Below are 24,569 nucleotides of genomic sequence, written 5' to 3'. Positions count from 1 at the left end.
TTGTCGTGCGCTCACTATGACAAATTCGTTGGATACTGGCTTGCCCATTGGCCGGATAAATACCGCCCGAGTGCCCCGGCTTATCCACCATGATGGTTAAGCCGGATTACCTGCGTTTCGGCCAGTATCGGCTAAGCTGATGTCAATGTGACTTCATCGGACGACCGACAACCAGGCGGGGCAGGCATGCACAGATCGGGCAAGGGTATACCCATTCAATGGCTCATGGCGTCGACCATCATCCTGTGCCTGCTGGCCATGCTGTCGGTGGTGATAGTCCAGGGGTATCGCGGTGTCAGCACAGCGATGGTCTCGGCGGCGGACGATTCGGCGCGGCAACTGGCGGCGCTGCTGAATGAACGTGCGAGGCGGCTGATCGTGCCCGCCGAGAATGTCATCCATGTGCTGGCGCATGATCGTATCGGGGCGGCGGGCACGTTGCAGGAACGGCGCTTGCAACTGCCGGTGTTGGCGCAGACATTGCGCTCCAACCCCATGCTCAGTGCCGTCTACATCGGCTACGACAACGGCGAGTTCCTGCTGCTGCGCCCGCTGCAACGTGAGACGCCCCGGATTGCCGACGCGCCGGAGGATGCCGAGTTCCTGTTGCAGAGCATCGCCTTCGATGAGCAGGGACAACTGCACGGCCGTTGGCTGTTCCTCGATGCTGAACTGCAACTGCATTCCGAACGCAGCACGCCTGACTACTGGTTCGATCCGCGGCAGCGTCCCTGGTACCAGCAGGTCGAAACGCCGGGACAGGTGGCGATGACCGATCCCTATGTGTTCTTCACCACTGGCGAGATAGGCATGAGCCTGGCTATGCGGAGTCATGCCGGTGCGGCGGTGATCGGCATGGATGCGGCGGTCGACGACCTGACCAGCGAGGTGCGCGACCTGCGCCTGACTTCCGGGACCGAGCTGGCCATCTTCGATGAGCAGGTGGGAGTGATCGCCTATCCGGAGCCGCAGCGCATCATCCGGCGCGAGGGACCCGGTTTCCGCCTGGCCAGCCTGCAGGAGCTGGGTGTGGCACCACTGGAGCGGCTGGCCGGGATGCCGATTGGCGACGGGCCGGTGCCGTTCGCCATCGATGGCGACATCTGGTACGGCCTGAATCTGCCACTGCGCGGCTTCGACCACTCCGAGGCACGTATCCTGATTGCCATCCCGGCCTGGGAGCTGCTCAGCGAGGCACGGGAACTGCTGGTGCGCCAGGCTATCTGGGCAGGCATGCTGATCTGCGCCGTGCTGCTGCTGGGCCTGACCCTGGGTCACCGGCTCGGCCGTTCCATCAAGCAGTTGGCCGGCCGCGTAGAGGCGCTGGGCAACTTCGATTTCTCCCCGGCACCACGGCTGCGCTCGCATATTCGCGAGGTCAATGATCTGCAGCAGACCACTGCCCATCTGGCGCAAGCCATCGGGCATTTTCAGGCGATCACCTTGTGTCTGAGTCGTGAACTGGAGCTGGAGCGCATGTTGCCGGTGGTACTCCAGCATCTGGTTGAGGTGGCCGAGGGTATCAGCGGGGTGGTGTACCTGTGCGACGAGGAAAATGATCGGCTGGAACGTGCCGCGGTATATGGTGAAGACCGCTATCCGGCCAGCTTCGTGCTCTCCGAGGCGCTGCCTGGCAGTATCGAACAGGCCCTGGCCGAGGTACTGAAGCGCTACCCGAAGCGTTTGATTCTGCCCCTGCATGACCGCAAGCAGGTGCTGCTCGGAGTGCTGTCGATTCGCCTGAGCGAGCAGATCGATGCGCATGGTCAGGACTATCTGCAACACTTCCTGCACAGCTTGTCCGGTGCGCTGGCGGTGGCCATTGAAACCCGGCAGCTGTTCGACCAGCAGCAGGCGCTGCTGGAGTCGGTGATCAAGGTCCTGGCCCATGCGGTGGACGCCAAGTCGCCCTATACCGGCGGGCATTGTGAACGGGTACCGCAACTGGCCGAGTTGCTGCTGGCGCAGGCGGCCGCGGCGCAGAGCGGCTCGCTTGCCGATTATCAGCCTGATGAGGAAGAGCGCTATGCCTTTCGCATCGCCGCCTGGCTGCATGACTGCGGCAAGATCACCAGCCCGGAATACGTGGTCGACAAGGCGACCAAACTGGAGACCCTGTACAACCGCATCCATGAGATACGCACCCGCTTCGAGGTGCTGCACCGCGATGCGCAACTGCTGTACTGGCAGGGGCGTTGTGCCGGGGATGACGAGCAGCGGCTGGGCGCCGCGCTGCAGCAGCGCCAGCAGCAATTGCAGCGCGATTTCGCCATTGTCGCCTCGGCCAATATCGGCCGCGAGACCATGTCCGACGAGCTTGTGGCGGAGCTGCAGCGCATCGGCGGGCAAACCTGGTTGCGGCATTTCGACAATCGCCTGGGGCTGTCAGCCGAGGAGTGTCTGCGCCTGGCGGAGCAGCCATCGGCTGCGCTGCCTGCCGAGGAATGTCTGCTGGCGGACCGGCCGGAACAGCTGATCGCCTGGGGCAGCCGCAAACCGCCGGTGCAGCGAGGGGACCCGCGCAATATCTGGGGTTTCGACATGCAGCTGCCGGAGTATGCCTACAATCTCGGTGAGCTGCACAACCTCAGTGTGCGCCGCGGCACGCTGACCGTCGAGGAGCGCTTCAAGGTCAATGAACACATCGTGCACACCCTGGTGATGCTCAGCACCCTGCCATTTCCCAGGGCCTTGCGGCAGGTGCCGGATATCGCCGCCAACCACCATGAGAAACTCGATGGCACCGGGTATCCGCGGCGGCTGGGGGCAAGCCAGTTGAGCATTCCGGCGCGGATCATGGCGATTGCCGATATCTTCGAGGCGCTGACCGCGGCGGACCGGCCCTACAAGACGCCCAAGACATTGTCCGAGTCGATTGCGATCATGATGCGGATGGCCCACGAGCAGCACATCGATGCGGAACTGTTCGCGCTGTTCCTGTCCTCGGGGGCCTACCTGCACTACGCCCGGCAGTATCTGCAGCCGCAGCAGATCGATCAGGTAGACATCGACGGTTGCCTGGCGCAGCTACGCGGCTGTGAAGCGGTCGAGCAAAGTTGAGAGGAGGCGGCTCAGTGCCCGGCCGCCAGATGAAACTGCCCGCCTTCGGCTTCCAGCGGACGCAGGTGGCTCTCGCAGAAAGCCAGCGCGTCGAGCAACTGCCCATGATTGGCGCCGGACACTTCCCGCGGACGGTTGCGTTGCAGGTGCCCGCTGAGGGCTTCGAGGGTGGTCATGCCGGTACTGGCAGGGAACCAGGCCATGTCCTCGATGCTCCACGGCAGACCGGTTTCCGGGTCTGCCTGCAGCGGCAAGTCCTCGGCGGGCAACAGTCTGCTGGCTTCGGAAAACTCCAGCGCCGTGACATCGACAAAGCGGCTCAGCGGCGTGACCCCCAGTGTCCTGCACAGGGTGTCCAGGCCGGTCATGTGCTCGGTCAGTTGCTGCAGCGGTGTGTTGTGCAGGTGGAAATGGCGTTGTTCCAGGGTGGCAAGGCGCAGGGCGGACAATGGGCACTCCCGTAGGCTGATGCGGATGATTCGGTGCCCATGGTACTGGCTTTTGCAGGGGATTGGCCAATTTGCCGGGTGGTGTTGCGAGTGGCGTGGTCAGGCAAAGTCCTGCCAACCGCCACCCAGTGCCCGATACAGGTCGATGGTCGCCTGCAGCCAGGCGGCACGTTGCTGCACCAGGCTGTCCTGGCTCTGGAAGAACGAACGCTGGGTGTCGAGCAGGTTCTGCAGGTCGATGGCACCGGCCTTGTAGCGCGCTTCCGCCAGCTCGAAGGCCAGTTGCGCCTCCTCGGTGGCGGCCTGTTGCAGCTGATACTGCAGCCGGGCCTGCTGCAATGCGCCGAGCGCGGTATCGGCATCGATCAGCGCGTCGAGAATCGCGCGTTGGTAGCCGATCAGCGCTTCCTGCTGGCTGGCTTCGCTGATCTCGACCTGGGCGCGCAGACGGCCACCATCGAAGATCGGCTGGGTCAGCCCGGCGGCCAGGCTCCAGGGGTTCAGCGGATTGCTGACCAGCTCGGAGAGTACCGAGCTCTGCGCACCGTAGCTGCCGGTCAGTTGGATGCTCGGATAGAGTGCGGCGCGGGCGGCGGTCAGGTTGGCATTGGCTGCCAGCAGGCGTTGTTCGCTGGCGCGGATATCCGGACGCCGGTTGAGCAATTCCGAGGGCAGGCCTGCACCTGGCTCCGGGACCCGGATGGCTGCCATGTCCGGCAGGGTACCTGGTGCGAAGTCCGGCCCCTGGCCCAGCAGCAGGGCCAGGCTGTTGCGCAGTTGCAGGGTCTGCTGTTCCAGCGCCGGCAGATTGGCGCGCAACTGGGCGACCAGGGCACGCTGCGGACTCAGCGCCAGGCTGTCATCGGCGCCGTAGCGGTAGCGCGCCTCGACGATCGTCAGCACCCGTTCGGCGGCGGCCAGGTTGTCCCGGGCCAGTTGCAGGCGGGCCTGATTCTCCACCAGCTGGAACCAGCTGCTGGCGACGCTGGCATCGGTGCTGATGGCCAGTGCCTCGAGGTCGTAGCGGCTGGCATTCAGGTTGGCGGCAGCCGCTGCCACGGTGGCGCGGTTACGACCCCAGAAGTCCACCTCATAGCTGGCGCTGAGGGTAGCGCCGAAGCTGTTGCTGACATCGCCGTCGCCGCTGTTGCCCCCGCGGCGACCACTGGCGCCGCCATCCACGCTCGGTAGCAGGCTGGCGCCGCTCTGGCGCAGCTGTGCATCGGCCTGCAGCAGGCGGGTGGCGGCAGTGGCCAGGTCGAGGTTGCCGGTACGTGCCTGGGCCATCAGCCTGGACAGTTGAGGAGCATCGTACTCAGCCCACCAGCGCGCTTGCGGCCAGACTAGCGAGTCGGCTGTGCTATTCCATTGGCTGGGTGCCTGCACCGTGCTCTGCGGTACCGGCGTGGACAGGCTGCAGCCGCTCAGCAGGGCGATGCCGAGGGCCAGGGTCAAGGAGGTTCTAGTCCGCACTGAGGGCCACCACTGGGTCAAGATGTGCTGCCTTGTGGGCAGGCATGAAACCGAAAATAAGGCCGGTCGCGAAGGCGCAGCCGAAGGCAAGCAGCACCGGGCCGGCAGTGAACTGTATCGGCGTGCCGAAGTATTGCAGCATGCTGCCGAAGCCCAGGCCGACCACCACGCCGATGGCGCCGCCGATGGCCGAGACCACCATGGCCTCGACGATGAACTGCTGCAGGATGTTACGCGTGCGTGCGCCGGTAGCCATGCGGATGCCGATCTCCCGGGTGCGTTCGGAGACGTTCACCAGCATGATGTTCATCACCCCGATACCGCCGACCAGCAGCGAGATCGCGGCAATCGAGCCGAGCAGGACGGTGAAGGTGTTCTGGGTGCTGGCGACGTTCTCCAGCAGCGACGCCATGTTGCGGATCTGGAAGTCCTCGACCCCGGCATGGTTGGCCATGACCGCCTGGCGCACCGCTTCCTGGGTGGCATCGGACAGGCTCAGGTCGTCGATCAGCACACTGATGTTGCTCAGATGACGCGAGCCGATCAGCCGGTTGCTGGCGGTATTCAGGGGGACGAAGACGATATCGTCCTGATCCTGCCCCCAGGGCGTGGCGCCCTTTTCCTGCATCACGCCGATGATCAGGAACGGCACGTTGCGGATCAGCATGTACTGGCCCAGCGGATCGCTGTCACCGTACAGGTTGGTGGCCACGGTCCGGCCGATCACTGCCACCGCGGCGTAGCGGCTGTTGTCCTCGTCGTTGATGAACACACCCGAGGCCAGCGGCCAGTTCTTGGCCACCACGTAGTCGGCGGTGGTGCCGGTGACCTGGGTCTGCGCATCGGTATTGCCGGCGCGCACCGTGGCACGGGTATCGGCTTCCGGCACGGCGGCGATGACATTGTCGATGCGCGCCGCGACCAGCGCATCTTCCGGGGTCAGGGTGTTGGTGCTGCCATCGGCGGAGCGACGCGTATTCGGGGCGCCGGGGCGTACCAGCAGCAGGTTGGTGCCCATGTCGCTGATGCGCTCGATCACATCCTGGCGGGCACCGTTGCCGACCGCCAGCATCACTACCACCGAGGCCACGCCGATGACGATGCCGAGCAGGGTCAGGATGGTGCGAAACAGATTGGCGCGCAGAGCACGCAGGGCCATGCGGATCGCTTCGTTGGTATCGTCGAACGCAGCCAGCCCCTGCTTACGCGGTGGGCGGGGCGGGGCGGTCTCGGCGCTGACCTGGGAGCCGGTCTTGCGCCCGCTGTCATGGATGATGCGGCCATCGCGGATCTCGATCAGGCGATCGGCGTGGTTGGCCACTTCGCGGTCGTGGGTGATGACGATGACGGTCTTGCCACGGGCATGCAGGTCCTTGAGCAATTGCAGCACGTCGCTGCCGCTCTTGCTGTCCAGTGCCCCGGTGGGTTCGTCGGCGAGCAGAATGCGCGCATCGTTCATCAGCGCACGGGCGATGGATACGCGTTGCTGCTGGCCGCCGGACAACTGGTTGGGCCGATTGCCCAGGCGCTCGCCCAGACCCAGTCCGGTGAGTAGTTCCTCGGCGCGGGCATGGCGTGCGTCGCGGGGCAATCCGGCATAGATCGCCGGCACTTCCACGTTCTCGGTGGCGTTGGCCGAGGAGATCAGGTGGTAGCTCTGGAAGATGAAGCCGAAGGTGCGGCTGCGCAGGCTGGCCAACTGGTCGCTGTCGAGCCGGGCGATGTCCTCGCCTTCGAACAGATAGCGGCCGGTACTCGGCTGGTCGAGGCAGCCGAGCAGATGCATCAGGGTCGACTTGCCGGAGCCGGAGGCGCCCATGATGGCGACGAATTCGCCGGCATGGATATCCAGTGACACATCCTGTAGCACTGTGGTCGACAGTTCGCCGTTGCGGTAGGTCTTGCCGATGCCTTCAAGGCGGATCAGGGGTTGGTCCATGCTCAGAATCTCGGCCGCGGCATACGGTTGGCCTGTGGCGCCGAAGGGCCCGGGCTACCGCCGGCAATCACCACTTCTTCACCTTCCTCCAGGCCATCGAGCACCTCGGCACTGACCCGGGTCATGACCCCGACGGTGATCATGCGTTCCTGCGGTTGGCCATTCTCCAGTACCTGCACCCGGTAGCGTCTGCCGGTTTCAGGGGGGGCGGCACGTTCGGCATTGGCACCCCGCGCGGCGCCAGAGGCGGGGGCTTGCCCCGGCCGCCGGCTGGCTGGTTGCAGGGCGGCGACCGGCACACTGAGCACGCCCTCGGCAGCGGCCTTGACGAAGAAGACCTGGGCGCTCATCTGTGGCAGCAGCTTGCCATCGGGGTTGGGTACATCGAACAGGGCATTGAACAGCACCACGTTATTGACCACTTCCGGAGTTGGCAGGATCTGCCGCAGTATGCCCTCACGGCGCACGTCCGGCTGACCGAGGGTGGTGAACCACACCGGCATGCCGACCCGCAGCTGGGTGATGTCCGCCTCGGACACCTGGGTACGCACGGTCATGGTACTCAGGTCGGCGATCTGCACGATGATCGGGGCGGTCTGGTTGGCGTTCAGGGTCTGGCCCTGGTTGGCCAACTGGTCGACCACGGTGCCGCTCATCGGGGCATAGATGCGGGTATAGCTGAGGTCAGCCTGGGCTTCCTTGAGCTGGGATTCGAGCTGACGGATCTGTGCCTTGAGCGCGGCGATCTGGGCGGTGGCCGAGCGCAGGCTGGCATCGGCCTGCTCGACCGACTCCTGGCTGGTGGCATCGAGCTTGATCAGGTTGCGCTGGCGCTCGGCCTGCAGGCGCGCCAGCACCTGGGTGGCTTCGCGGTCAGTGAGCTGGGCCTTGAGGTTTTCCAGCTGGGCTTCCGTCGCCTCGACCTTGGCCAGATAGATGGTCGGATCGATCTCCGCCAGCAACTGACCTTCCTCGACCTGTTCACCCTCGATCACGTGCAGCACCTTGAGCTGACCGGAGACCTGGGTACCGACGTCGACATAGTTGAGCGGCTCGAGGGTGCCGAGGGCGGTGACACTGTCTTCTATATCGGTACGCTCGACCGGGGCGCTGACCAGCTCGGGTGTCTTGTTGTTGGCGCCAAGCCAGAAATACCAGAGCAATCCGGCAATGATCGCCAGGGCGGCGAGCAACCAGAGAAAACGCCGGGAAGGTGCCATACAGAGATTCCTTAGCTGCAGTTGGGGCAATGGCGCACAGTGTACCGAGGGCGAGTGTCAATCGGGGCGCCGGCTGGGTAAAGAAACTGTAAAGCCCACCCATTCCATGGGGCGGTGCCCTGGATGTCATTGCGCAGGGGCGCGACAACCCGGTATGGGGTGTGGCGCGCCAGCGAACTGGCAATCAGTGCCCGGAATGGTGGCTGAGCGAGCTGCCCGACCTCATTCCAGCCAGCGATACAGGGTGCGGCGGGTGATGCCGAGGATGTCGGCGGCGCGACGCTTGTTGCCGCCGGTGGCCTGCAGCACCTGGTGGATATAGTTGCGCTGCACGGTTTCCAGGCTTGGCAGATCGCCCGCCTCGCCGTCGCCGGGCAGCGTTGGAGTGGCTTCGGCCAGCGGCATGGCCGGCTGCTCCGTGGGATGTTCGACGATGCGCTGGGGCAGGTGGCGCACCTCGATCAGCGTCGTGTCGCAGAACGTCGCGGCGCGCTCCACGGCATTCTGCAATTCGCGTACATTGCCGGGAAAGGCATAGCGCTGCAGCGCCGCCAGTGCCGCGTCGCTGAAGCCCTGGATACGGCGTTGCTGGCGGGCATTGAAGCGGGTCAGGAAGAATTCCGCCAGGCGCTGGACATCGTCGCCGCGGGCACGCAGCGGTGGTACCTGCAGGGCGAAGGTTTCCAGGCGGTAGAACAGATCTTCTCGGAAGCTGCCATCGGCCACCGCCTCGGTCAGGTTGCGATTGGTGGCGGCGATGATGCGTACATCCACCTGCATCTCATGGTCGCTGCCGACCGGGCGCAGCTTGCCATCCTGCAGTACCCGCAGCAGCTTGGCCTGCAGCGCCAGCGGCATTTCGCCCAGCTCGTCGAGCAGCAGGGTGCCGCCATCGGCCTGCTGGAACAGTCCGGCGCGCTGGTTACGGGCACCGGTGAAGGCGCCGGCGGCGTGGCCGAAGAATTCGCTTTCCATCAGCTCGCTGGGAATGCCCCCGCAATTGACCACCATATAAGGGCCGTCCCGGCGGGCGCTCTGGTCATGCAGGGCGCGGGCCACCAGCTCCTTGCCGGTACCGCTTTCACCCTGCACCAGCACCGGCCCATCGGCAGAGGCGATCTGGCGGATCTGGTGAAACAGCTGCTGCATGGCCGGGCTCTGACCGATGATGCCATTGAACTGCTCCACCGCCAGCAGGCTGCGATAGTGCTGAACCTCGTTGCGCAGCCGGCGGTTCTCCAGCAGGCGGCCGACCGTCAGCAGGAAGTGGTCCATTTCCAGTGGCTTGGTCAGGAAGTCATCGGCGCCGGCCTGCAGTGCCTTGACCGCCTGTTGTACCGAGCCGAAGGCGGTGATGATCAGTACCGCCGGTGGCATGCTGCATTGGCGCAAGGCCGGCAGCAGACTCAGGCCATCGGCACCGGGCAGGCGCAGATCGCTGACCAGCAGATCGGGAGTCTGCTTGTGCAGCAGTTGCACCCCGGTTTCGGCGTCGGCGCAGGCGCTGACCCGGTAGCCTTCGGCTTCCAGCTCCTCCTGCAGCAATTCGCGCAGGCCGCGATCATCCTCGACCAGCAATATATGTTCGCTATGGGTCATGCTGTGGCTTCCTTGGTATTGCCGGTCAGTGGTAGTTGCAGGCGTGCTTCGCAACCACCGCCGGCCTGGTTGGCCAGGCTGAGATGGCCGCCATGCTCTTCGGCGACCGCTTGCACTATGGCCAGGCCCAGGCCGGTACCTTCACCGGGTGATTTGGTGGTGAAGAAGGGTTCGAGCAGGGTGGACAGGTCGTGTTCCGCTGGCAGGCCGGGGCCGTCATCGCTGACGCGAATGGTCAGGCTCTGGGCGTCGGCCTCGGCAGCGATCCCGATCTGGCTGGTCGAGGCCTGCAGGGCATTGCGCAGCAGGTTCAACAGCGCCAGTTCCAGGCGTCCGGCGTCCCCACAGAAGGCGGGCAGGTCCGCAGGGATGCGAGTCTGCAGGCTGCGGTCACCGGCTTCCAGTTCCGGACGGATGGCTTCGATGACGCCCTCGATCAGTACCTGCGGGGTCAACTCCCGGGGCTGGGTGGCGGCGGGCCGGCAGTAGTCCAGCAACTGACGCACGGTACGGGTCAGACGCCCGACCTGGCTACGGATGCCGGCAACATTGCGCAGTTGCTGTTCATCCAGGCTGCCGGAGCGTTCCAGGCGCCGGGCCCGACCATCGATCACACTCAGGGGGGCACCCAGTTCATGGGCGATACCGCGGGCCATGCTGCCGATGGCAACCATCTTCTCGTTATCCTTGAGTCGCGCCACCAGTTGGGTTTCTGCGGCGCGGTGCTCGTCCAGGTCGCGGTGCGCCTGCTCGATGCTGTCGAGCATATGGTTCAGGCCGCGGGCGAGACTGGCCACTTCACTCGGTCCGTCCAGTGCGGCGCGGTGCGACAGGTCGCCACCGGCAACACGTTGCATGTGTTTCAGCAGCTTATCGACATGGCGGCCGACACCGCCGTAATGGCCAAGCAGTACGCCGGCGAGGATCACCAGGCTGAACGAGCCCCATACCAGCCAGGCAATGATGGTCAGCTGTTGCAGGGCATGGCCGAAATCGCTGGCCCGGCGGGTGATCTGGATCAGCCCCTGGATCTGCCCGGCGGCATCGAATAGCGGCAGGAAGTGGGAGAACAGGCTGCGTCCGGCGACCCGGCTGAAGGCTTCCTGGCCTTCCCCGGTGGTACGGATGCGATCGGGAATGGTGGTGCCGGTCAGGTCGGTTTCGGTAATCCCGGCCGAGGCGATGCGGTTGCCGGCAACATCGAACACCGAGGCACCGTAGACCTCGCCGAGCACGAACACCGAGCCCAGTGCCAGCTCCACGGCGTGCATGTCGCCCTTGTCCAGGGCGGTGCCGACCGGGATGCTGATGGCCCGGCCGATCAGCTCCAGATCGTTCTTCAGGCGCTGTTCCTGGAACTGGCTGGCCTGCCCCAGACCGAAGCGAATACCCAGGGCGGTGAACAGTACCAGCGGCAGCACCACGAACAGCAGCAGGGTTCGCTGCAGGCCACTGATGCCGAAGTGATAGCGGGAGGTCGAAGATGTGTTCATTTTGACCGGGTCTTTTTTGCTCATGTGCAGTATGTATACACATTATTTGCGGAAGACGCAGCTTTGATGCAGCTTTAAATTTCCCTTATTTGAGTTTATATATTTATAAATCAATGTGTTACAGGTTTTTCATGCATTCTGGCACGGTTCATGGATAGATCAGATTACTTTCAACAGAAGGAGATGCACCCATGAACAACCTCAAGACACTGACCGCCGCCATCGCTTTTGCCACCTTCGGTATCGGTGCGCCCGCTGTCATGGCCCAGGCCGAGGGTACTGCTCCTCAGCAATACGAACAGGGTCAGCCCGCTGCTGCCCCCATCAGCGATGACAACCTGAAGAAGTTCGTCAAGGCCGATGACGAGGTATCGGAGATCCGTGACGAATTCTCCGAGAAGCTGAGCAAGGCCGAAGATCAGGAAGAAGCGCAGCAATTGCAGCTCGAAGCACAGGAAAAGATGGTCGAAGCGGTACAGGACGCCGACCTGGACGTGCCTACCTATAACGAAATCGCCACTCGCATGCAGACCGACCCGGAACTGCAGCAGCGTGCTGAAGACCTCAAGTAAGGTCGAACAGTACAGTACAAGGGGAGCCTTCGGGCTCCCTTTTTTGTGTTACGCGCAGGCCATGGCCTGCGCTATTTTGTGGTCGGGACCGTCGCCGGTGGCAGGAGCTGATACTCCAGCCGCTGCCCCAGTCCGTTTTTCAGATGCTCCACCAGCTTCCTGACCTTGGGTGACAGGTGCCGCTGCTGCGGATACAGGGCCCAGACCGCCGTATGCGGTGGCTGGTGGTGGCTGAGCAGGGCGCGCAATGCGCCGCTGCGCAGATGTTCCTGCACATAATAGTCGGGCAATTGGCACAGGCCGAAGCCACGAAGTGCCGCATCCAGTACCGCACGACCGCTGTTGCAACGCCAGTCGCCCTGGACCCGTACCGGCACCTCGCGTCCGGATTCGGCGAAGCTCCAGGTATCGCTGCTGCCGATCAGGCAGTTGTGCCGCGGCAGTTCGGAGAGGCTGTGTGGCGCGCCATGACGCTCGAGATAAGCGGGTGCCGCGCACAGGAACATGCGTCGCGGCGCCAGGCGGGTCGCGACCAGTCGCGAATCCTGCAGTCGCCCCAGGCGGATGGCCAGGTCGAACTGGCCATGCAGCAGATCCAGGGTCTGGTTGGTCAGTGTCATCTCGATGCGCAGTTGGGGATGCTGCTGCATGAAATCGTTGACCAGCGGCATGATGAACTCCTCGCCATAGGCCACCGAGCAGGTCATGCGCAGCAGCCCCTTGGGTTCGCTGGACAGGTCGGTGACCGCCTGCACGGCTTCGTCCCGTGCATCCTGCAGACGCTGGCAATGTTGCAGGAAGGTCTGCCCGGCTTCGGTCAGGGTTACCCGGCGGGTGCTGCGGTAGAACAACCGGGTCTGCAGGCGATCTTCCAGCCGGGCGATCTGCCGACTGACATGCGAGGAGGAGACGCCAAGCTTGGTGGCTGCGCCGCTGAAATGGCCGAGCTCGGCTACGCAGACGAATTCATCCAGCCCGCTCCAGCGGCTCATGTTTGCGAAACCCGCATTGATTATCCCCATGTAGCATTAATGTTTTGTCTGGAGGCCTATTATCCATACCTGGCTGGTCAACTACACTCCTCTCTGGTGTTTCATTCATCAGGAGACGGAGGGTCCCATGATCAAGTCCCGCGCCGCTGTGGCGTTCGAAGCAGGCAAACCCCTGGAAATCGTTGAAGTGGACGTGGCCCCGCCGAAGGCCGGCGAGGTGCTGGTGCGCATCGTTGCCAGCGGCGTCTGTCACACCGATGCCTTTACCCTGTCCGGGGAGGATCCGGAAGGCGTGTTTCCGGCGATCCTCGGCCATGAGGGCGGGGGCATCGTCGAAGCGGTGGGCGAGGGCGTCACCTCGCTGGAAGTCGGTGACCACGTGATTCCGCTGTATACCGCCGAATGCCGCCAGTGCAAATTCTGCAAATCCGGCAAGACCAATCTGTGCAGCTCGGTGCGCGAGACCCAGGGCAAGGGCCTGATGCCCGACGGTACCAGCCGCTTCTCCTACAAGGGCCAGCCGATCTACCACTACATGGGCTGCTCGACCTTTTCCGAATATACCGTGCTGCCGGAAGTGTCCCTGGCGAAGATCCCGAAGGAGGCGCCGCTGGAAAAGGTCTGCCTGCTCGGCTGCGGTGTCACCACCGGTATTGGTGCGGTCCTCAACACCGCCAAGGTGGAAGAGGGCGCCACAGTGGCGATCTTCGGGCTCGGCGGCATCGGTCTGGCGGCAATCATCGGCGCCAAGATGGCCAAGGCTGGTCGCATCATCGCCATCGATATCAATCCGTCCAAGTTCGATATCGCCCGCGATCTGGGGGCCACCGACTTCGTCAACCCGAAGGATCACGAACAGCCGATCCAGCAGGTGATCGTCGAGATGACCGACGGCGGCGTGGACTATTCCTTCGAATGCGTCGGCAACGTGCAACTGATGCGTGCGGCGCTGGAGTGCTGCCACAAGGGCTGGGGCGAATCGACCATCATCGGCGTGGCCGGTGCCGGCCAGGAAATCAGCACCCGTCCGTTCCAGCTGGTCACAGGTCGTGTCTGGCGCGGCAGCGCCTTCGGCGGCGTCAAGGGGCGTACCGAGCTGCCCGGCTATGTGGAAAAGGCGCAGAAGGGCGAGATACCGCTGGATACCTTCATTACCCACACCATGGGATTGGAGGACATCAACAAGGCGTTCGAGCTGATGCACGAAGGCAAGAGCATCCGCTCGGTGATCCATTTCTGATCCGAGCTGCAGGGCGGGCCGCTGGCCCGCCCTGGCCGGGGGCGGCGGCAACGTGCCGTACGTCCAATGGGTTGCTGCATTTTGCTGAGGAGTTTGAAGATGGACTCTGCTATTGAACTGGTGTCAGCCAACAAGTGTTTCGGTGGCTGGCAGAAGCGCTACCGGCACCGCTCGCAGGTGCTGGGGTGCGACATGGTCTTCGCGATCTTCCTGCCGCCGCAGGCGGACCAGGGCGAGCCGCTGCCGGTGCTGTACTGGCTGTCGGGGCTGACCTGCAACGATGAGAACTTCGTGCAGAAGGCTGGCGCCCAACGTCTGGCGGCGGAACTGGGCATGGCCATAGTAGCGCCCGATACCAGCCCGCGGGGCGAAGGCGTGGCGGATGACCCCGAGGCGGCCTGGGACTTCGGCCTGGGTGCCGGCTTCTATGTCAACGCCACCCAGCAGCCCTGGGCCCGGCACTACCAGATGTACGACTATGTGGTCGACGAGCTGCCGGCGCTGGTCGAGGCCAACTTCCCGGTGTCGGACCGGCGCGCCATCAGCGGCCACTCCATGGGCGGCCACGGTGCGCTGGTCTGCGCCTTGAAGAACCCGGGACGCTACCGGTCGGTATCGGCCTTCGCGCCGATCGTCAATCCGATCAACTGCCCCTGGGGCCAGAAAGCCTTTAGCAACTACCTGGGTGATGGCCGCGAGCAGTGGAAGCAGTGGGACAGCTGCGAGCTGATCGCCACCGCCAGCGAGCGCCTGCCGCTGCTGATCGACCAGGGCGAGGCCGACAACTTCCTTGCCGAGCAGCTCAAGCCGGAGGTGCTGGAGGCCGCCGCGGAAGCTGCCGGCTACCCGCTGACCCTGAGACGCCAGCCCGGTTACGACCACAGCTACTTCTTCATCGCCAGCTTTATCGATGATCACCTGCGCCATCACGCCCGGGCGCTCAAGGGGTAGGGTGGTTGGTAATATCGTTCATTCCAGGCTTGGTTGTTTCCAGAACCTGCAAGGAACAGGTTGGCCGGCAGGGCCGTGCCGACACGCCGTGAATACATCCCTGTAGGCTCGCTGCCGCCATCCCTGGCGGCAGACGGTCGGCCCAACCCTGCCGGCCAACCTGTTCCGCAAAATTTCATGCTGCTGATGGTTTTCAAACCTTCAGCCACTCAATGCTTGCACCTATGCGCCGGGAACCACCTGTCTGCGACCGTTTGATGCCAGGGATGGCATCAACGAGCCCCCAGGGATGGGTTCACGGCGTGTCGCAGACAGGTGGTTCCCGGTGCATAGGACACTCGGAACATGCCGCGGATCAAGTGAGCGTCCAAACCTGGGCGAACAGCATGGCCAGTTATCAGGGATCACCTCAGCCTGAGCAAAGTGCTTCTGCCCGTCATCTGCACACTGTAAGATCTGTCCTTCGTTTTCAGCAGGGCAGGTCTTTCATGCGTATTGGTCACGGCTACGACGTTCACCGTTTCGGTGATGGCGACTTCATCACCCTGGGCGGGCTGCAGATCCCGCACGACCGCGGGCTGGTGGCCCATTCCGATGGTGATGTGGTACTGCACGCGCTGACCGATGCGATCCTCGGCGCTGCGGCGCTGGGGGATATCGGCCGGCATTTTCCCGATACCGACCCGCAGTTTGCCGGTGCCGACAGCCGGGTGTTGTTGCGCCACGCACTGTCGCTGGTGCATGCCAAGGGCTGGAAGGTCGGCAATGTGGACGTCACCATTGCGGCACAGGCACCAAAACTGGCACCGCATATCGAATCGATGCGTGAGCGGGTGGCGGCCGACCTGCAGGTGGAACTGGATCAGGTCAACATCAAGGCCACCACGACCGAGAAACTGGGGTTCGTCGGTCGCCAGGAGGGGATCGCCGTACATGCGGTAGCCCTGCTGCTGGCGCTGTGAGCGATAGCGACAGCCAATGGCTGGGGCCGCGGGCCCACGGTGAACCCTGCGGGCAGGCGGTGCTCAAGGCGCAGCCGGCGGACTTTCGGGTCACCGAGGTGCTGGATATCGAGTTGAGTGGGCAGGGCGAGCACCTGTGGTTGCTGATCGAAAAGTGTGACCTGAATACCGAGGAGGTCGCCAGGCTGTTGGCCCGCCAGGCGGGCATCAAGCTCAAGGATGTCAGCTATGCCGGGCTCAAGGACCGTCGTGCCGTCACCAGCCAGTGGTTCAGCCTGCAACTGCCGGGTCGCGCCGATCCGGATCTGTCTGCCGTGTGGCATGAAAACCTGCGCTGTCTGGCCAGCGGTCGCCATTCGCGCAAGCTGCAACGCGGCGCCCATCGGGCCAATCGCTTCGTCATCCGCCTGAGCAGCTTGCAGGCCGACTCCGAGCTGCTGGATGTGCGGTTGCGGCGTATAGCCGAACTCGGTGTGCCGAACTATTTTGGCCCGCAGCGCTTCGGTCGTGATGGCGGTAATGTCCAGCAGGCGCGGCAGTGGGCCGAGCGCGGTGCCTTGCCGCCGGCCCGTGGTACCCGCTCGCGGTTGCTGTCCACGGCGCGCAGTCTGCTGTTCAATCAGCTGTTGGCACAGCGGGTAGCCGATGGCAGTTGGAATCGCATGCTACCCGGCGACTGTCTGGCCTTCACCGACAGTCGCAGCCATTTCGCTGCCGAGCGTCTGGCTGCCGACGATCGGCGCTTCGACGAACTGGACGTGCATGCTACCGGCCCCCTGTGGGGCACGGGGGCTGCGCCGGTGGCTGCCGAGGTGCTGCAGCTGGAGCAGCGCCTGGCAGTAGCCGAGCCGCAGCTGTGTCAATGGTTGGAAAGTGCCGGACTGGAGCAGCAGCGGCGTATTCTTCGGCTCCCCATTACCGGCCTGACGTGGCATTATCCCGCACCGGATAGCCTTGAAATTGAATTCACCCTGCCCACCGGCTGTTTTGCCACGGCGGTACTGCACGAGCTGGTGCTGTTGACTGATGAGCCGGGCGGCGGACTGGAAAGCGAAATCTGATGCGTATTCTCATTGCCAATGATGATGGTGTTCTGGCGCCGGGCCTGAAGGCCCTGCATGGTGCCCTGGATGACTATGCGGATTGCGTGGTGGTCGCCCCCCACGAAGACCGCAGCGGCGCCAGCAGCGCGCTGACCCTGGACAAGCCGCTGCGGCCGTTCTATCTGGAGAACGGCTTCGTCGGCCTCAATGGCACGCCCACCGACTGTGTGCACCTGGGCGTCAACTCGCTGTTCGCCGACAGCGTCGACATGGTGGTCTCCGGTATCAACCTGGGTGCCAACCTGGGTGACGATGTGTTGTATTCGGGGACCGTAGCGGCGGCGCTGGAAGGGCGTTTCCTGGCACAGCCGGCGATGGCTTTCTCGCTGGTCAGCCGGCAACCGGACAACCTGCCCGCGGCCGCCGCCATTGCTCGTACCCTGGTCGAGGCCCACGGCCAGCTGGAACTGCCGCCGCGTACCATCCTCAACGTGAACATTCCCAACCTGCCGCTCGAACGCATCAAGGGCATAGTGCTGACCCGCCTGGGGCACCGCGAGCGCGCCGCCAAGCCGGTCAAGTGGACCGACCCGCGGGGCAAGGAGGGCTACTGGATATCGGTGGCCGGGGACGCCGAGGATGGCGGAGAGGGAACCGATTTCAATGCGGTGATGCAAGGTTATGTCTCGGTGACACCGTTGCGTATCGACAAGACGCACTATGAGGTGTTCGATCACCTGGATGGCTGGCTGGGCGATCTGAGGGTGTTGCACGGTGCGTGAAGACCTGATGAAAAGCGGTATCGGCATGACTTCGCAGCGCACCCGCGAGCGGTTGCTCGAACGGCTGTTCGAAGAGGGCATCCGCAATCTGCATGTACTGGAAGCCATTCGCCGTACACCCCGGCACCTGTTTGTCGATGAAGCGCTGGCGCACCGCGCCTATGAGGATACCGCGCTGCCCATAGGGCATAACCAGACGCTGTCGCAGCCCTACATAGTGGCGCGGATGACCGAGCTGCTGCTGGGCGGTGGGCCGCTGGACAAGGTGCTGGAGGTCGGCACCGGTTCAGGCTATCAGACAGCGATCCTGGCCCAGGTGGTGGAGCGGGTGTTCAGTGTCGAGCGCATTCTGCCGCTGCAGGAGCGGGCCAAGGCGGTATTGAAGGATATCGACATCCGCAATGTGGTGTTCCGCCATGCCGACGGCAACTGGGGTTGGCCGCAGTACGGCCCCTATGACGCGATCCTGGTCACCGCAGCCCCGGCCGAGGTGCCCAATGAACTGCTGGGGCAACTGGCCGAAGGCGGGCGCATGGTGATTCCAGTGGGTGAGCGCGAACAATTTCTCACCCTGGTGACCCGGGAAGGGGATCAATTCATCCGCCAGCAGGTCGAACCGGTACGTTTTGTCCCTTTACTGACAGGAGCCATACGCTTTTGAATCGCCTCTTCTCGGAATATGTGCTGATCTTCTTCAAGGGCATGGCCATGGGCGCCGCCGATGTGGTGCCGGGTGTTTCCGGTGGCACCATCGCGCTGATCGCCGGTGTCTATGAGCGCCTGCTGGCGGCGATCAGCGCCTGCACCCCGGACAAGTTGCTGTGGTTGGTGCGCGGGCGGGTGCGGGAAGCCTGGCAGGCCATCGATGGTACTTTTCTGGTATCGCTGCTGGCCGGTATCCTGACCAGCATTGCCGCCTTTGCCAACCTGATCGGCTACCTGCTTGAAGCGCATCCGGGATTGATCTGGTCATTCTTCTTCGGACTGATCCTGGTCTCGGTGTATGTGGTCGGCCGGGAAGTGCGGCGCTGGAATGTCTGGATGCTGCTGCTGACAGCGCTGGGAGCCGGCTTTGCCTACATGATCACCGTGGCTGGGCCACTGCAATGGTCGGTAACGCCGCTGATGATCTTCCTGGCGGGATCGATTGCCATCTGTGCGATGATCCTGCCGGGCATCTCGGGCAGCTTCGTGCTGGTGCTGCTGGGGCTGTATGCGACCATACTGGGGGCGGTCAGATCCTTCGATCTGGCGCTGCTGGCGGTGTTCGCGCTGGGCTGTGTGGTGGGGTTGCTGAGTTTCTCGCGGCTGGTGTCCTGGTTGTTGCTGCGTGCGCGCAATGCCACCATGGCCGTGGCCACCGGCCTGCTGATAGGTTCACTGAACAAGGTCTGGCCATGGAAGCAGACGCTGAGCTGGCGCGAAAACAGCAAGGGTCTGATGGAGCCGATGCAGCAGAGCAACCTGCTGCCGGGCAACTATGAAAGCCTGACCGGGGAGCCTTCCTACTGGGTCGCTGGCTTGGGTTTGATGCTGCTGGCGATTATCCTGGTGCTGGCCCTGGAGTGGATCGGTCAGCGTATGCGTCAGCACTGAATGACCGGCCAGGGATTTGCCCGAACCGAACAGGGGGGACGACTGTGAGGCAATGGAGTATCGGCAGCGCTGGATTACCCGCAGTCATGCTCGTGGTGGCGCTGCTGGCTGGCTGCGCGGGTCCCGCGGGCACGGTGCCGGTGGACGACCGCAGCCGCGGCAGCAACCGCGCCGCACAGGTCACCAGTGGCGCCCATGTCGTTCAGCGTGGTGAGACGCTGTATTCGATCGCCTTCCGCTATGGTTGGGACTGGAAAGCGCTGGCCGCGAATAATGGTCTGCGCGAGCCGTTCACCATCTATCCCGGGCAGCGCATCAGCCTGGCAAGTCGCTCAGGCGCTACCCATGCCAGTGCCAGCCGCCCTGGCACGCCGGTCACCGCCTCGAGGCCGCCTGCCGGAACCCCGGTACAGTCGCGTCCGGCCACGCCGGCACCTGCTCCGGCGCCCAGTTCCCGTCCCGCTCAGACACAAGCTGTTACAAAAAATCCGGCAACCACTGCTGCCCCCGCTGCGCTTACCGGCTGGCAATGGCCTGCCCAAGGCCCGTTGATTGCGCGTTTCCAGTCGAACGCCAGTTTGAATAAAGGGATTGATATTGCCGGTCAATTGGGTCAGCCTGTGAAAGCCGCGGCAAACGGCTCGGTGGTGTACGCGGGGCGAGGGCTGATCGGTTATGGGGACATGATCATCATCAAGCATGATGAAAATTATCTCAGCGCATACGCTCACAACAGCCGTTTGCTGGTAAAGGAAGGAGAGCAGGTCAAGGTTGGGCAGCAGATCGCTGAAATGGGCAGCAGTGGCACCGACAGGGTCAAGTTGCACTTTGAAATCCGTCGTCGTGGTCAACCCGTGGATCCGCTTGGCTATTTGCCCAAATTGTGAACTTGTTCAAAACAAAACTGTATCAGCATTGTCATAGTTTCCAGGCACACTGCAGGAAGCATCGGAATGGCGAGGCGGGGTTGTCATTCCCGGCGGTAGTCAGCGGAGACTGACGCGCACCGGATTGCATGGCGCAATCCGATCGTGTTTCGACTGAAGATGGGGCATGCACATGGCAGTTAATAATAATGCACCTGATCGGCACACCAGCGACGATACGGAGCTAGTGGACCAGGTCAGGCTCGATACCTGCGACGATACGCACGAACCAGCCCGGACCCGGGTGACGACTCCTCGCAATCATCAGCGCGAAAACGCATTCGAGTTCACCCGACAACTCGATCCCACCCAGATGTACCTCAACGAAATCGGTTTCTCGCCTCTGCTCACGCCAGAGGAGGAAGTCTACTTCGCCCGGCTGGCCCAGAAGGGCGATGCCGCCGGCCGCAAGCGCATGATCGAGAGCAACCTGCGGCTGGTGGTCAAGATTGCCCGCCGCTACGTCAACCGCGGCCTGGCCCTGCTGGACCTGATCGAAGAGGGCAACCTCGGCCTGATCCGCGCGGTGGAAAAGTTCGACCCCGAACGCGGCTTTCGTTTCTCCACTTATGCCACCTGGTGGATTCGCCAGACCATCGAACGGGCGATCATGAATCAGACCCGGACCATACGGTTGCCGATCCATGTGGTCAAGGAACTGAATATCTACCTGCGCGCCGCCCGTGAGTTGACCCAGAAGCTCGACCATGAGCCTACCCCTGAGGAGATCGCCCATTTGCTCGATCGCCCGGTAGAGGACGTCAAGCGCATGCTCGGGCTGAACGAGCGGGTAGCTTCGGTGGATGTGCCGCTGGGCGCCGACTCGGACAAGACGTTGCTCGATACGCTGCCGGATGAGATGGCCGGCGATCCCAGCGATCTGCTGCAGGACGAGGATCTGAACGCCAGTATCGACAAATGGCTGTCGGAGCTCAGCGAAAAGCAGCGTGAGGTGGTTACCCGGCGCTTTGGTCTGCGCGGACATGAAAGCAGCACCCTGGAAGAGGTGGGCCGGGAGATCGGCCTGACCCGTGAGCGGGTACGGCAGATTCAGGTCGAGGCGCTCAAGCGGCTGCGCGATATCTTCGAGCAGCACGGCCTGAGCGGGGAGTCGCTGTTCCAGTGACTCGCTCGGTCTGAGCATCCGACAACGGGAATCCAGTGGATTCCCGTTGTCGTTCATGGCGCTGCGTTATCCGCGACACTCACTCATGGCGCCACCTGAGGTGCATCCAGCTGCTGCGTCTTGGCCTTGCCACTGATCGCCACATACACCGCTGGGAGCACGAACAGGGTGAACAGCGTGCCTATGGTCAGGCCGCTGGCGATCACCACGCCGATATCGAATCGGCTCACCGCACCGGCGCCCCGCGCCAACAGCAAAGGAACCATGGCGAACACCATGGCCGCGGTGGTCATCAGTACCGGCCGCAGACGGATGGCCGCCGCCGCCTCCACCGCCTCGCGCACACCCAGGCCCTTCTCGCGCTGCAACTGGTTGGCGAACTCGACGATCAGGATACCGTGCTTGCTGATGACTCCGATCAGGGTTACCAGCCCGACCTGGGTATAGATGTTCATGCTGGAGATTCCCAGGAACAGCGGCACCAGCGCGCCGCAGATCGACAGTGGCACGGTGACCAGGATCACCAGCGGATCGCGGAAACTTTCGAACTGCGCAGCCAGTACCAGGTAGATCAACGCCAGCGCCAGGGCGAAGGTGACATACAGTTCGGCGCCTTCCTGCTTGAATTGCCGTGAGGCGCCGGCATAGTCCATCGTGTAGCCCAGCGGCAGTTCCTCCCTGGCGATCTGCTCCAGGGTGGCCAGCGCTTCACCCATGCTGACCAGGGGTACGCCCTGGATGCGGGCGGCATTGAGCTGCTGGAACTGGTTCAGCTGAGTGGGGCGGGCATGTTCGCTGGCACTGATCAGAGAGCCCAGTGGCAACATTTCACCCTGACGGTTACGCACCTGATACTGGTTCAGCCAACTGCTGTTGTCCCGGTAGGCCCGTTCCACCTGGGCGATGACCCGATAGCTGCGGCCCTCGATGCTGAAGCGATTGATTTCGCCCTCGCCGAGCAGCGACGCCAGGGTGATGCCAATGTCTTCCATGGCCACGTCCATCTGTGCGGCCTTCTCGCGGGATATTTCCAGGGCGATCTCCGGCTTGTCGAAGGCCAGGTCCACATCCAGAAAAGCGAACTTGCCACTTTCCGTGGCCCGTTCGGCAACGCGTTCGGTGACCTGCAGCAGGGTTTCGTAATCGCCCGGGGTACCGATGACGAACTGCAGGGGCAGGCCCTCACCGGCTCCGGGCAGCGCCGGCACGTTGAAGGCGAACACCTGCAGGCCGGCGATTTCATCCAGGCTGCTCTGGACCTTCGGCAGCAACTCCTTCTGGCCGAGCTCACGCTGGTCCCAGGGGGTGAGAATGAAGCCGCCGACGCCACTCTGGACACCGTCGATACCGTTGATCTGGAAATGTCCCTCGTATTCGTCGAACTCCTTGAGGCGCCGGTTCAGTTCATCGGTGTAATGGGTCAGGTACTCCAGGTTGGCGGTCTTCGGCGCGTTGGCCAGCATGAAGATGAAACTCTGGTCTTCCTCGGGCGCCAGCTCGCTGCGGGTGAACATCAGCAATGCCGGAATCAGCAGCAGTACCAGCACGCCGAAGGTCATGGTCACGCCGCGGGTATCCATGCTGCTGTGCAGGGTGCGCTGGTAGCGCTGCTGCAGGGCATTGAACAGATGGTCCAGGCGGGCTGCGAGGCCGCGCGAGGCATGCGCCGGGCGCAGCAGGCGCGAGCACATCATCGGTGACAGGGTCAGGGCGACGATGCCGGAGATGATCACCGAACCGGCCAGGGTGAAGGCGAACTCCTTGAACAGCGCGCCGGTGATGCCTTGCAGAAAACCGATCGGCGCATACACCGCCGCCAGGGTGATGGTCATCGCCACCACCGGCATGGCGATCTCCCGCGCACCATGCAGCGCTGCCTGGTAGGGCGGCTGACCCTCCTCGATATGCCGGTGGATGTTCTCCACCACCACGATGGCATCATCCACCACCAGCCCGATGGCCAGCACCAGGGCCAGCAGCGTCAGCAGGTTGATCGAGTAACCCATCAGTTGCATGAAGAACAGCACGCCGATCATCGACAGCGGAATGGTTACCACCGGGATGATCACCGAGCGCACCGAGCCGAGGAACAGGAACACCACGATGATGACGATGATCACCGCCTCGATCAGGGTCTTGATCACCTCGTCGATGGAGGCCTGGATGAAGACGGTGGCATCGTAGGCGATCGACAGTTTCAACTCAGGTGGCAGTTGCGCCTCGATCTCCGGCAGCGCCGCGCGCACCTCGGCGATCACATCCAGCGGGTTGGAGGTGGTGGTGCCCTCGATGCCGATATACACCGACGGCACGCCATTGAAGAAGCTGATGGCGTCGTAGCTTTCGGCGCCCATCTCGACCCGTGCGATATCGCCGATCAGGACCCGATTGTCGCCATCGGTGCGTACCGGGATAGCGGCGAACTCCTCGGGGTCCTGCAGGTCGGTGAAGGCGTTGACGCTGGTAACCACATACTCGCCCTTGGTCTCTCCGGCGGCGGCGAGAAAGTTGTAGCGTCGGACTGCCTGATTGACGTCGCTGGCGGTCACCCCCAGAGCGCCCATGCGCACCGGGTCCAGCCACAGGCGCATGGCGAAGGTCTGGCGGCCAAGGATGGCGGCCTCGGCGATGCCGGGCAGGGTCGCCAGCCGCGGTTGCACGATGCGCGACAGGTAGTCGGTGATCTGCGGATTGCTCAGGGTCTCGCTGTAGAAGCTCATGTACATCAGCGAGGTGGTATCAGCCGCCTGGCGGCTGATCACCGGCTCCTGGGCCTCGGCTGGCAGCTGGTTGCGCACCTCGGCGGTCTTCGACATCACATCGGTGAACAGCCGGTCGGTGTCCACCCCGAGACGGGCATGGATCTGGATCACCGAGAAGTTCTGCCGGCTCACCGAGCTGATGTAGTCGACGCCTTCGGCGCTGGCCAGGCTCTGCTGGATCGGCTGGGTGATATAGCCCTGGATCACTTCGGCATTGGCACCCGGATAAGAGGTGGTAACCGTGATCAGCGCGTTTTCCATTTCCGGATACTGGCGCACGGTGAGGCTGTTGAAGGCCTGCATGCCGAGCAGGATGATCAGCAGGCTGATCACCGAGGCCAGCACCGGACGGCGGATGAAGATATCGGTAAATGCCATGTCCGG

At 63.5% G+C, this 24,569-nt stretch carries 19 protein-coding genes; 11 read left to right on the top strand and 8 right to left on the bottom strand.

The features are described from left to right. Positions 1 to 186 precede the first annotated feature (186 nt). Positions 187 to 3,060, top strand: a complete 2,874-nt coding sequence (locus CQ007_RS02850; protein WP_105643422.1) for an HD domain-containing phosphohydrolase — start codon at positions 187 to 189, stop codon at positions 3,058 to 3,060. 11 nt (positions 3,061 to 3,071) lie between these two features. On the opposite strand, the gene CQ007_RS02845 is transcribed toward CQ007_RS02850, so the two are convergent. From CQ007_RS02845 to CQ007_RS02820, 6 genes are all read right to left on the bottom strand, one after another. After that, positions 3,072 to 3,509, bottom strand: a complete 438-nt coding sequence (locus CQ007_RS02845) for a hypothetical protein (RefSeq protein ID WP_105643421.1) — start codon at positions 3,507 to 3,509, stop codon at positions 3,072 to 3,074. Between the two features lie 99 nt (positions 3,510 to 3,608). After that, positions 3,609 to 4,964: an efflux transporter outer membrane subunit gene (locus CQ007_RS02840; protein ID WP_158256709.1), complete on the bottom strand. Its 1,356-nt coding sequence runs from the start codon at positions 4,962 to 4,964 to the stop codon at positions 3,609 to 3,611. Between the two features lie 7 nt (positions 4,965 to 4,971). Continuing rightward, entirely contained in the window at positions 4,972 to 6,921 is a 1,950-nt protein-coding gene (locus CQ007_RS02835; protein ID WP_105643419.1) for a MacB family efflux pump subunit, read from the bottom strand. A 2-nt stretch (positions 6,922 to 6,923) separates the two neighbouring features. Beyond that, the gene (locus CQ007_RS02830; RefSeq protein WP_105643418.1) at positions 6,924 to 8,141 is read right to left on the bottom strand and encodes an efflux RND transporter periplasmic adaptor subunit; all 1,218 of its coding nucleotides are present in this window, start codon (positions 8,139 to 8,141) and stop codon (positions 6,924 to 6,926) included. A 222-nt stretch (positions 8,142 to 8,363) separates the two neighbouring features. Then, complete coding sequence (locus CQ007_RS02825) at positions 8,364 to 9,740, bottom strand: sigma-54 dependent transcriptional regulator (protein WP_105643417.1); 1,377 nt, start codon at positions 9,738 to 9,740, stop codon at positions 8,364 to 8,366. Beyond that, on the bottom strand, positions 9,737 to 11,233 hold the full coding sequence (locus CQ007_RS02820; protein ID WP_158256708.1) for a sensor histidine kinase: 1,497 nt from the start codon (positions 11,231 to 11,233) through the stop codon (positions 9,737 to 9,739). The genes CQ007_RS02825 and CQ007_RS02820 overlap by 4 nt, the downstream gene beginning before the upstream one ends. A 191-nt stretch (positions 11,234 to 11,424) precedes the next feature. Between CQ007_RS02820 and CQ007_RS02815 the strand changes: the two genes are divergently transcribed. Further along, positions 11,425 to 11,805: a DUF4168 domain-containing protein gene (locus CQ007_RS02815; RefSeq protein WP_105643415.1), complete on the top strand. Its 381-nt coding sequence runs from the start codon at positions 11,425 to 11,427 to the stop codon at positions 11,803 to 11,805. A 71-nt stretch (positions 11,806 to 11,876) separates the two neighbouring features. On the opposite strand, the gene CQ007_RS02810 is transcribed toward CQ007_RS02815, so the two are convergent. Then, positions 11,877 to 12,797, bottom strand: a complete 921-nt coding sequence (locus CQ007_RS02810) for a LysR substrate-binding domain-containing protein (RefSeq protein WP_105643797.1) — start codon at positions 12,795 to 12,797, stop codon at positions 11,877 to 11,879. Between the two features lie 127 nt (positions 12,798 to 12,924). Between CQ007_RS02810 and CQ007_RS02805 the strand changes: the two genes are divergently transcribed. The 9 genes from CQ007_RS02805 to rpoS all read left to right on the top strand — a co-directional run bounded on the left by CQ007_RS02805 (position 12,925) and on the right by rpoS (position 21,423). Continuing rightward, positions 12,925 to 14,037 carry an S-(hydroxymethyl)glutathione dehydrogenase/class III alcohol dehydrogenase gene (locus tag CQ007_RS02805; protein ID WP_105643414.1) on the top strand — a complete coding sequence of 371 codons (1,113 nt, stop codon included), beginning with the start codon at positions 12,925 to 12,927 and terminating at the stop codon, positions 14,035 to 14,037. A 99-nt stretch (positions 14,038 to 14,136) separates the two neighbouring features. Beyond that, on the top strand, positions 14,137 to 14,988 hold the full coding sequence (gene fghA, locus CQ007_RS02800) for an S-formylglutathione hydrolase (protein ID WP_105643413.1): 852 nt from the start codon (positions 14,137 to 14,139) through the stop codon (positions 14,986 to 14,988). Positions 14,989 to 15,476: 488 nt separating this feature from the next. Beyond that, positions 15,477 to 15,950 carry a 2-C-methyl-D-erythritol 2,4-cyclodiphosphate synthase gene (gene ispF, locus CQ007_RS02795; RefSeq protein ID WP_105643412.1) on the top strand — a complete coding sequence of 158 codons (474 nt, stop codon included), beginning with the start codon at positions 15,477 to 15,479 and terminating at the stop codon, positions 15,948 to 15,950. Further along, positions 15,947 to 17,011 (top strand): tRNA pseudouridine(13) synthase TruD, encoded by a 1,065-nt coding sequence (truD, locus tag CQ007_RS02790; protein WP_105643411.1) that lies wholly within the window; start codon positions 15,947 to 15,949, stop codon positions 17,009 to 17,011. The genes ispF and truD overlap by 4 nt, the downstream gene beginning before the upstream one ends. Further along, entirely contained in the window at positions 17,011 to 17,775 is a 765-nt protein-coding gene (surE, locus tag CQ007_RS02785) for a 5'/3'-nucleotidase SurE (RefSeq protein WP_105643410.1), read from the top strand. Before truD ends, surE begins: the two co-directional genes overlap by 1 nt. 25 nt (positions 17,776 to 17,800) lie before the next feature. Beyond that, complete coding sequence (locus CQ007_RS02780) at positions 17,801 to 18,436, top strand: protein-L-isoaspartate(D-aspartate) O-methyltransferase (protein WP_371919791.1); 636 nt, start codon at positions 17,801 to 17,803, stop codon at positions 18,434 to 18,436. A 41-nt stretch (positions 18,437 to 18,477) separates the two neighbouring features. After that, on the top strand, positions 18,478 to 19,371 hold the full coding sequence (locus CQ007_RS02775; RefSeq protein WP_105643795.1) for a DUF368 domain-containing protein: 894 nt from the start codon (positions 18,478 to 18,480) through the stop codon (positions 19,369 to 19,371). 86 nt (positions 19,372 to 19,457) lie between these two features. Next, the gene (locus tag CQ007_RS02770) at positions 19,458 to 20,258 is read left to right on the top strand and encodes a peptidoglycan DD-metalloendopeptidase family protein (RefSeq protein ID WP_105643409.1); all 801 of its coding nucleotides are present in this window, start codon (positions 19,458 to 19,460) and stop codon (positions 20,256 to 20,258) included. Positions 20,259 to 20,424: 166 nt separating this feature from the next. Then, the gene (gene rpoS, locus CQ007_RS02765; RefSeq protein ID WP_105643408.1) at positions 20,425 to 21,423 is read left to right on the top strand and encodes an RNA polymerase sigma factor RpoS; all 999 of its coding nucleotides are present in this window, start codon (positions 20,425 to 20,427) and stop codon (positions 21,421 to 21,423) included. A gap of 83 nt (positions 21,424 to 21,506) precedes the next feature. Here the strand turns inward: rpoS and CQ007_RS02760 are convergent, their stop codons facing one another. Continuing rightward, entirely contained in the window at positions 21,507 to 24,563 is a 3,057-nt protein-coding gene (locus CQ007_RS02760) for a multidrug efflux RND transporter permease subunit (protein ID WP_105643407.1), read from the bottom strand. Positions 24,564 to 24,569: the final 6 nt, after the last annotated feature.

This window comes from Pseudomonas sp. MYb185, assembly GCF_002979975.1.
Taxonomy (GTDB): Bacteria; Pseudomonadota; Gammaproteobacteria; order Pseudomonadales; family Pseudomonadaceae; genus Halopseudomonas.
Note: the sequence above shows the minus strand (reverse complement) of the source record. Positions and strands in the feature narration are given on the sequence as shown.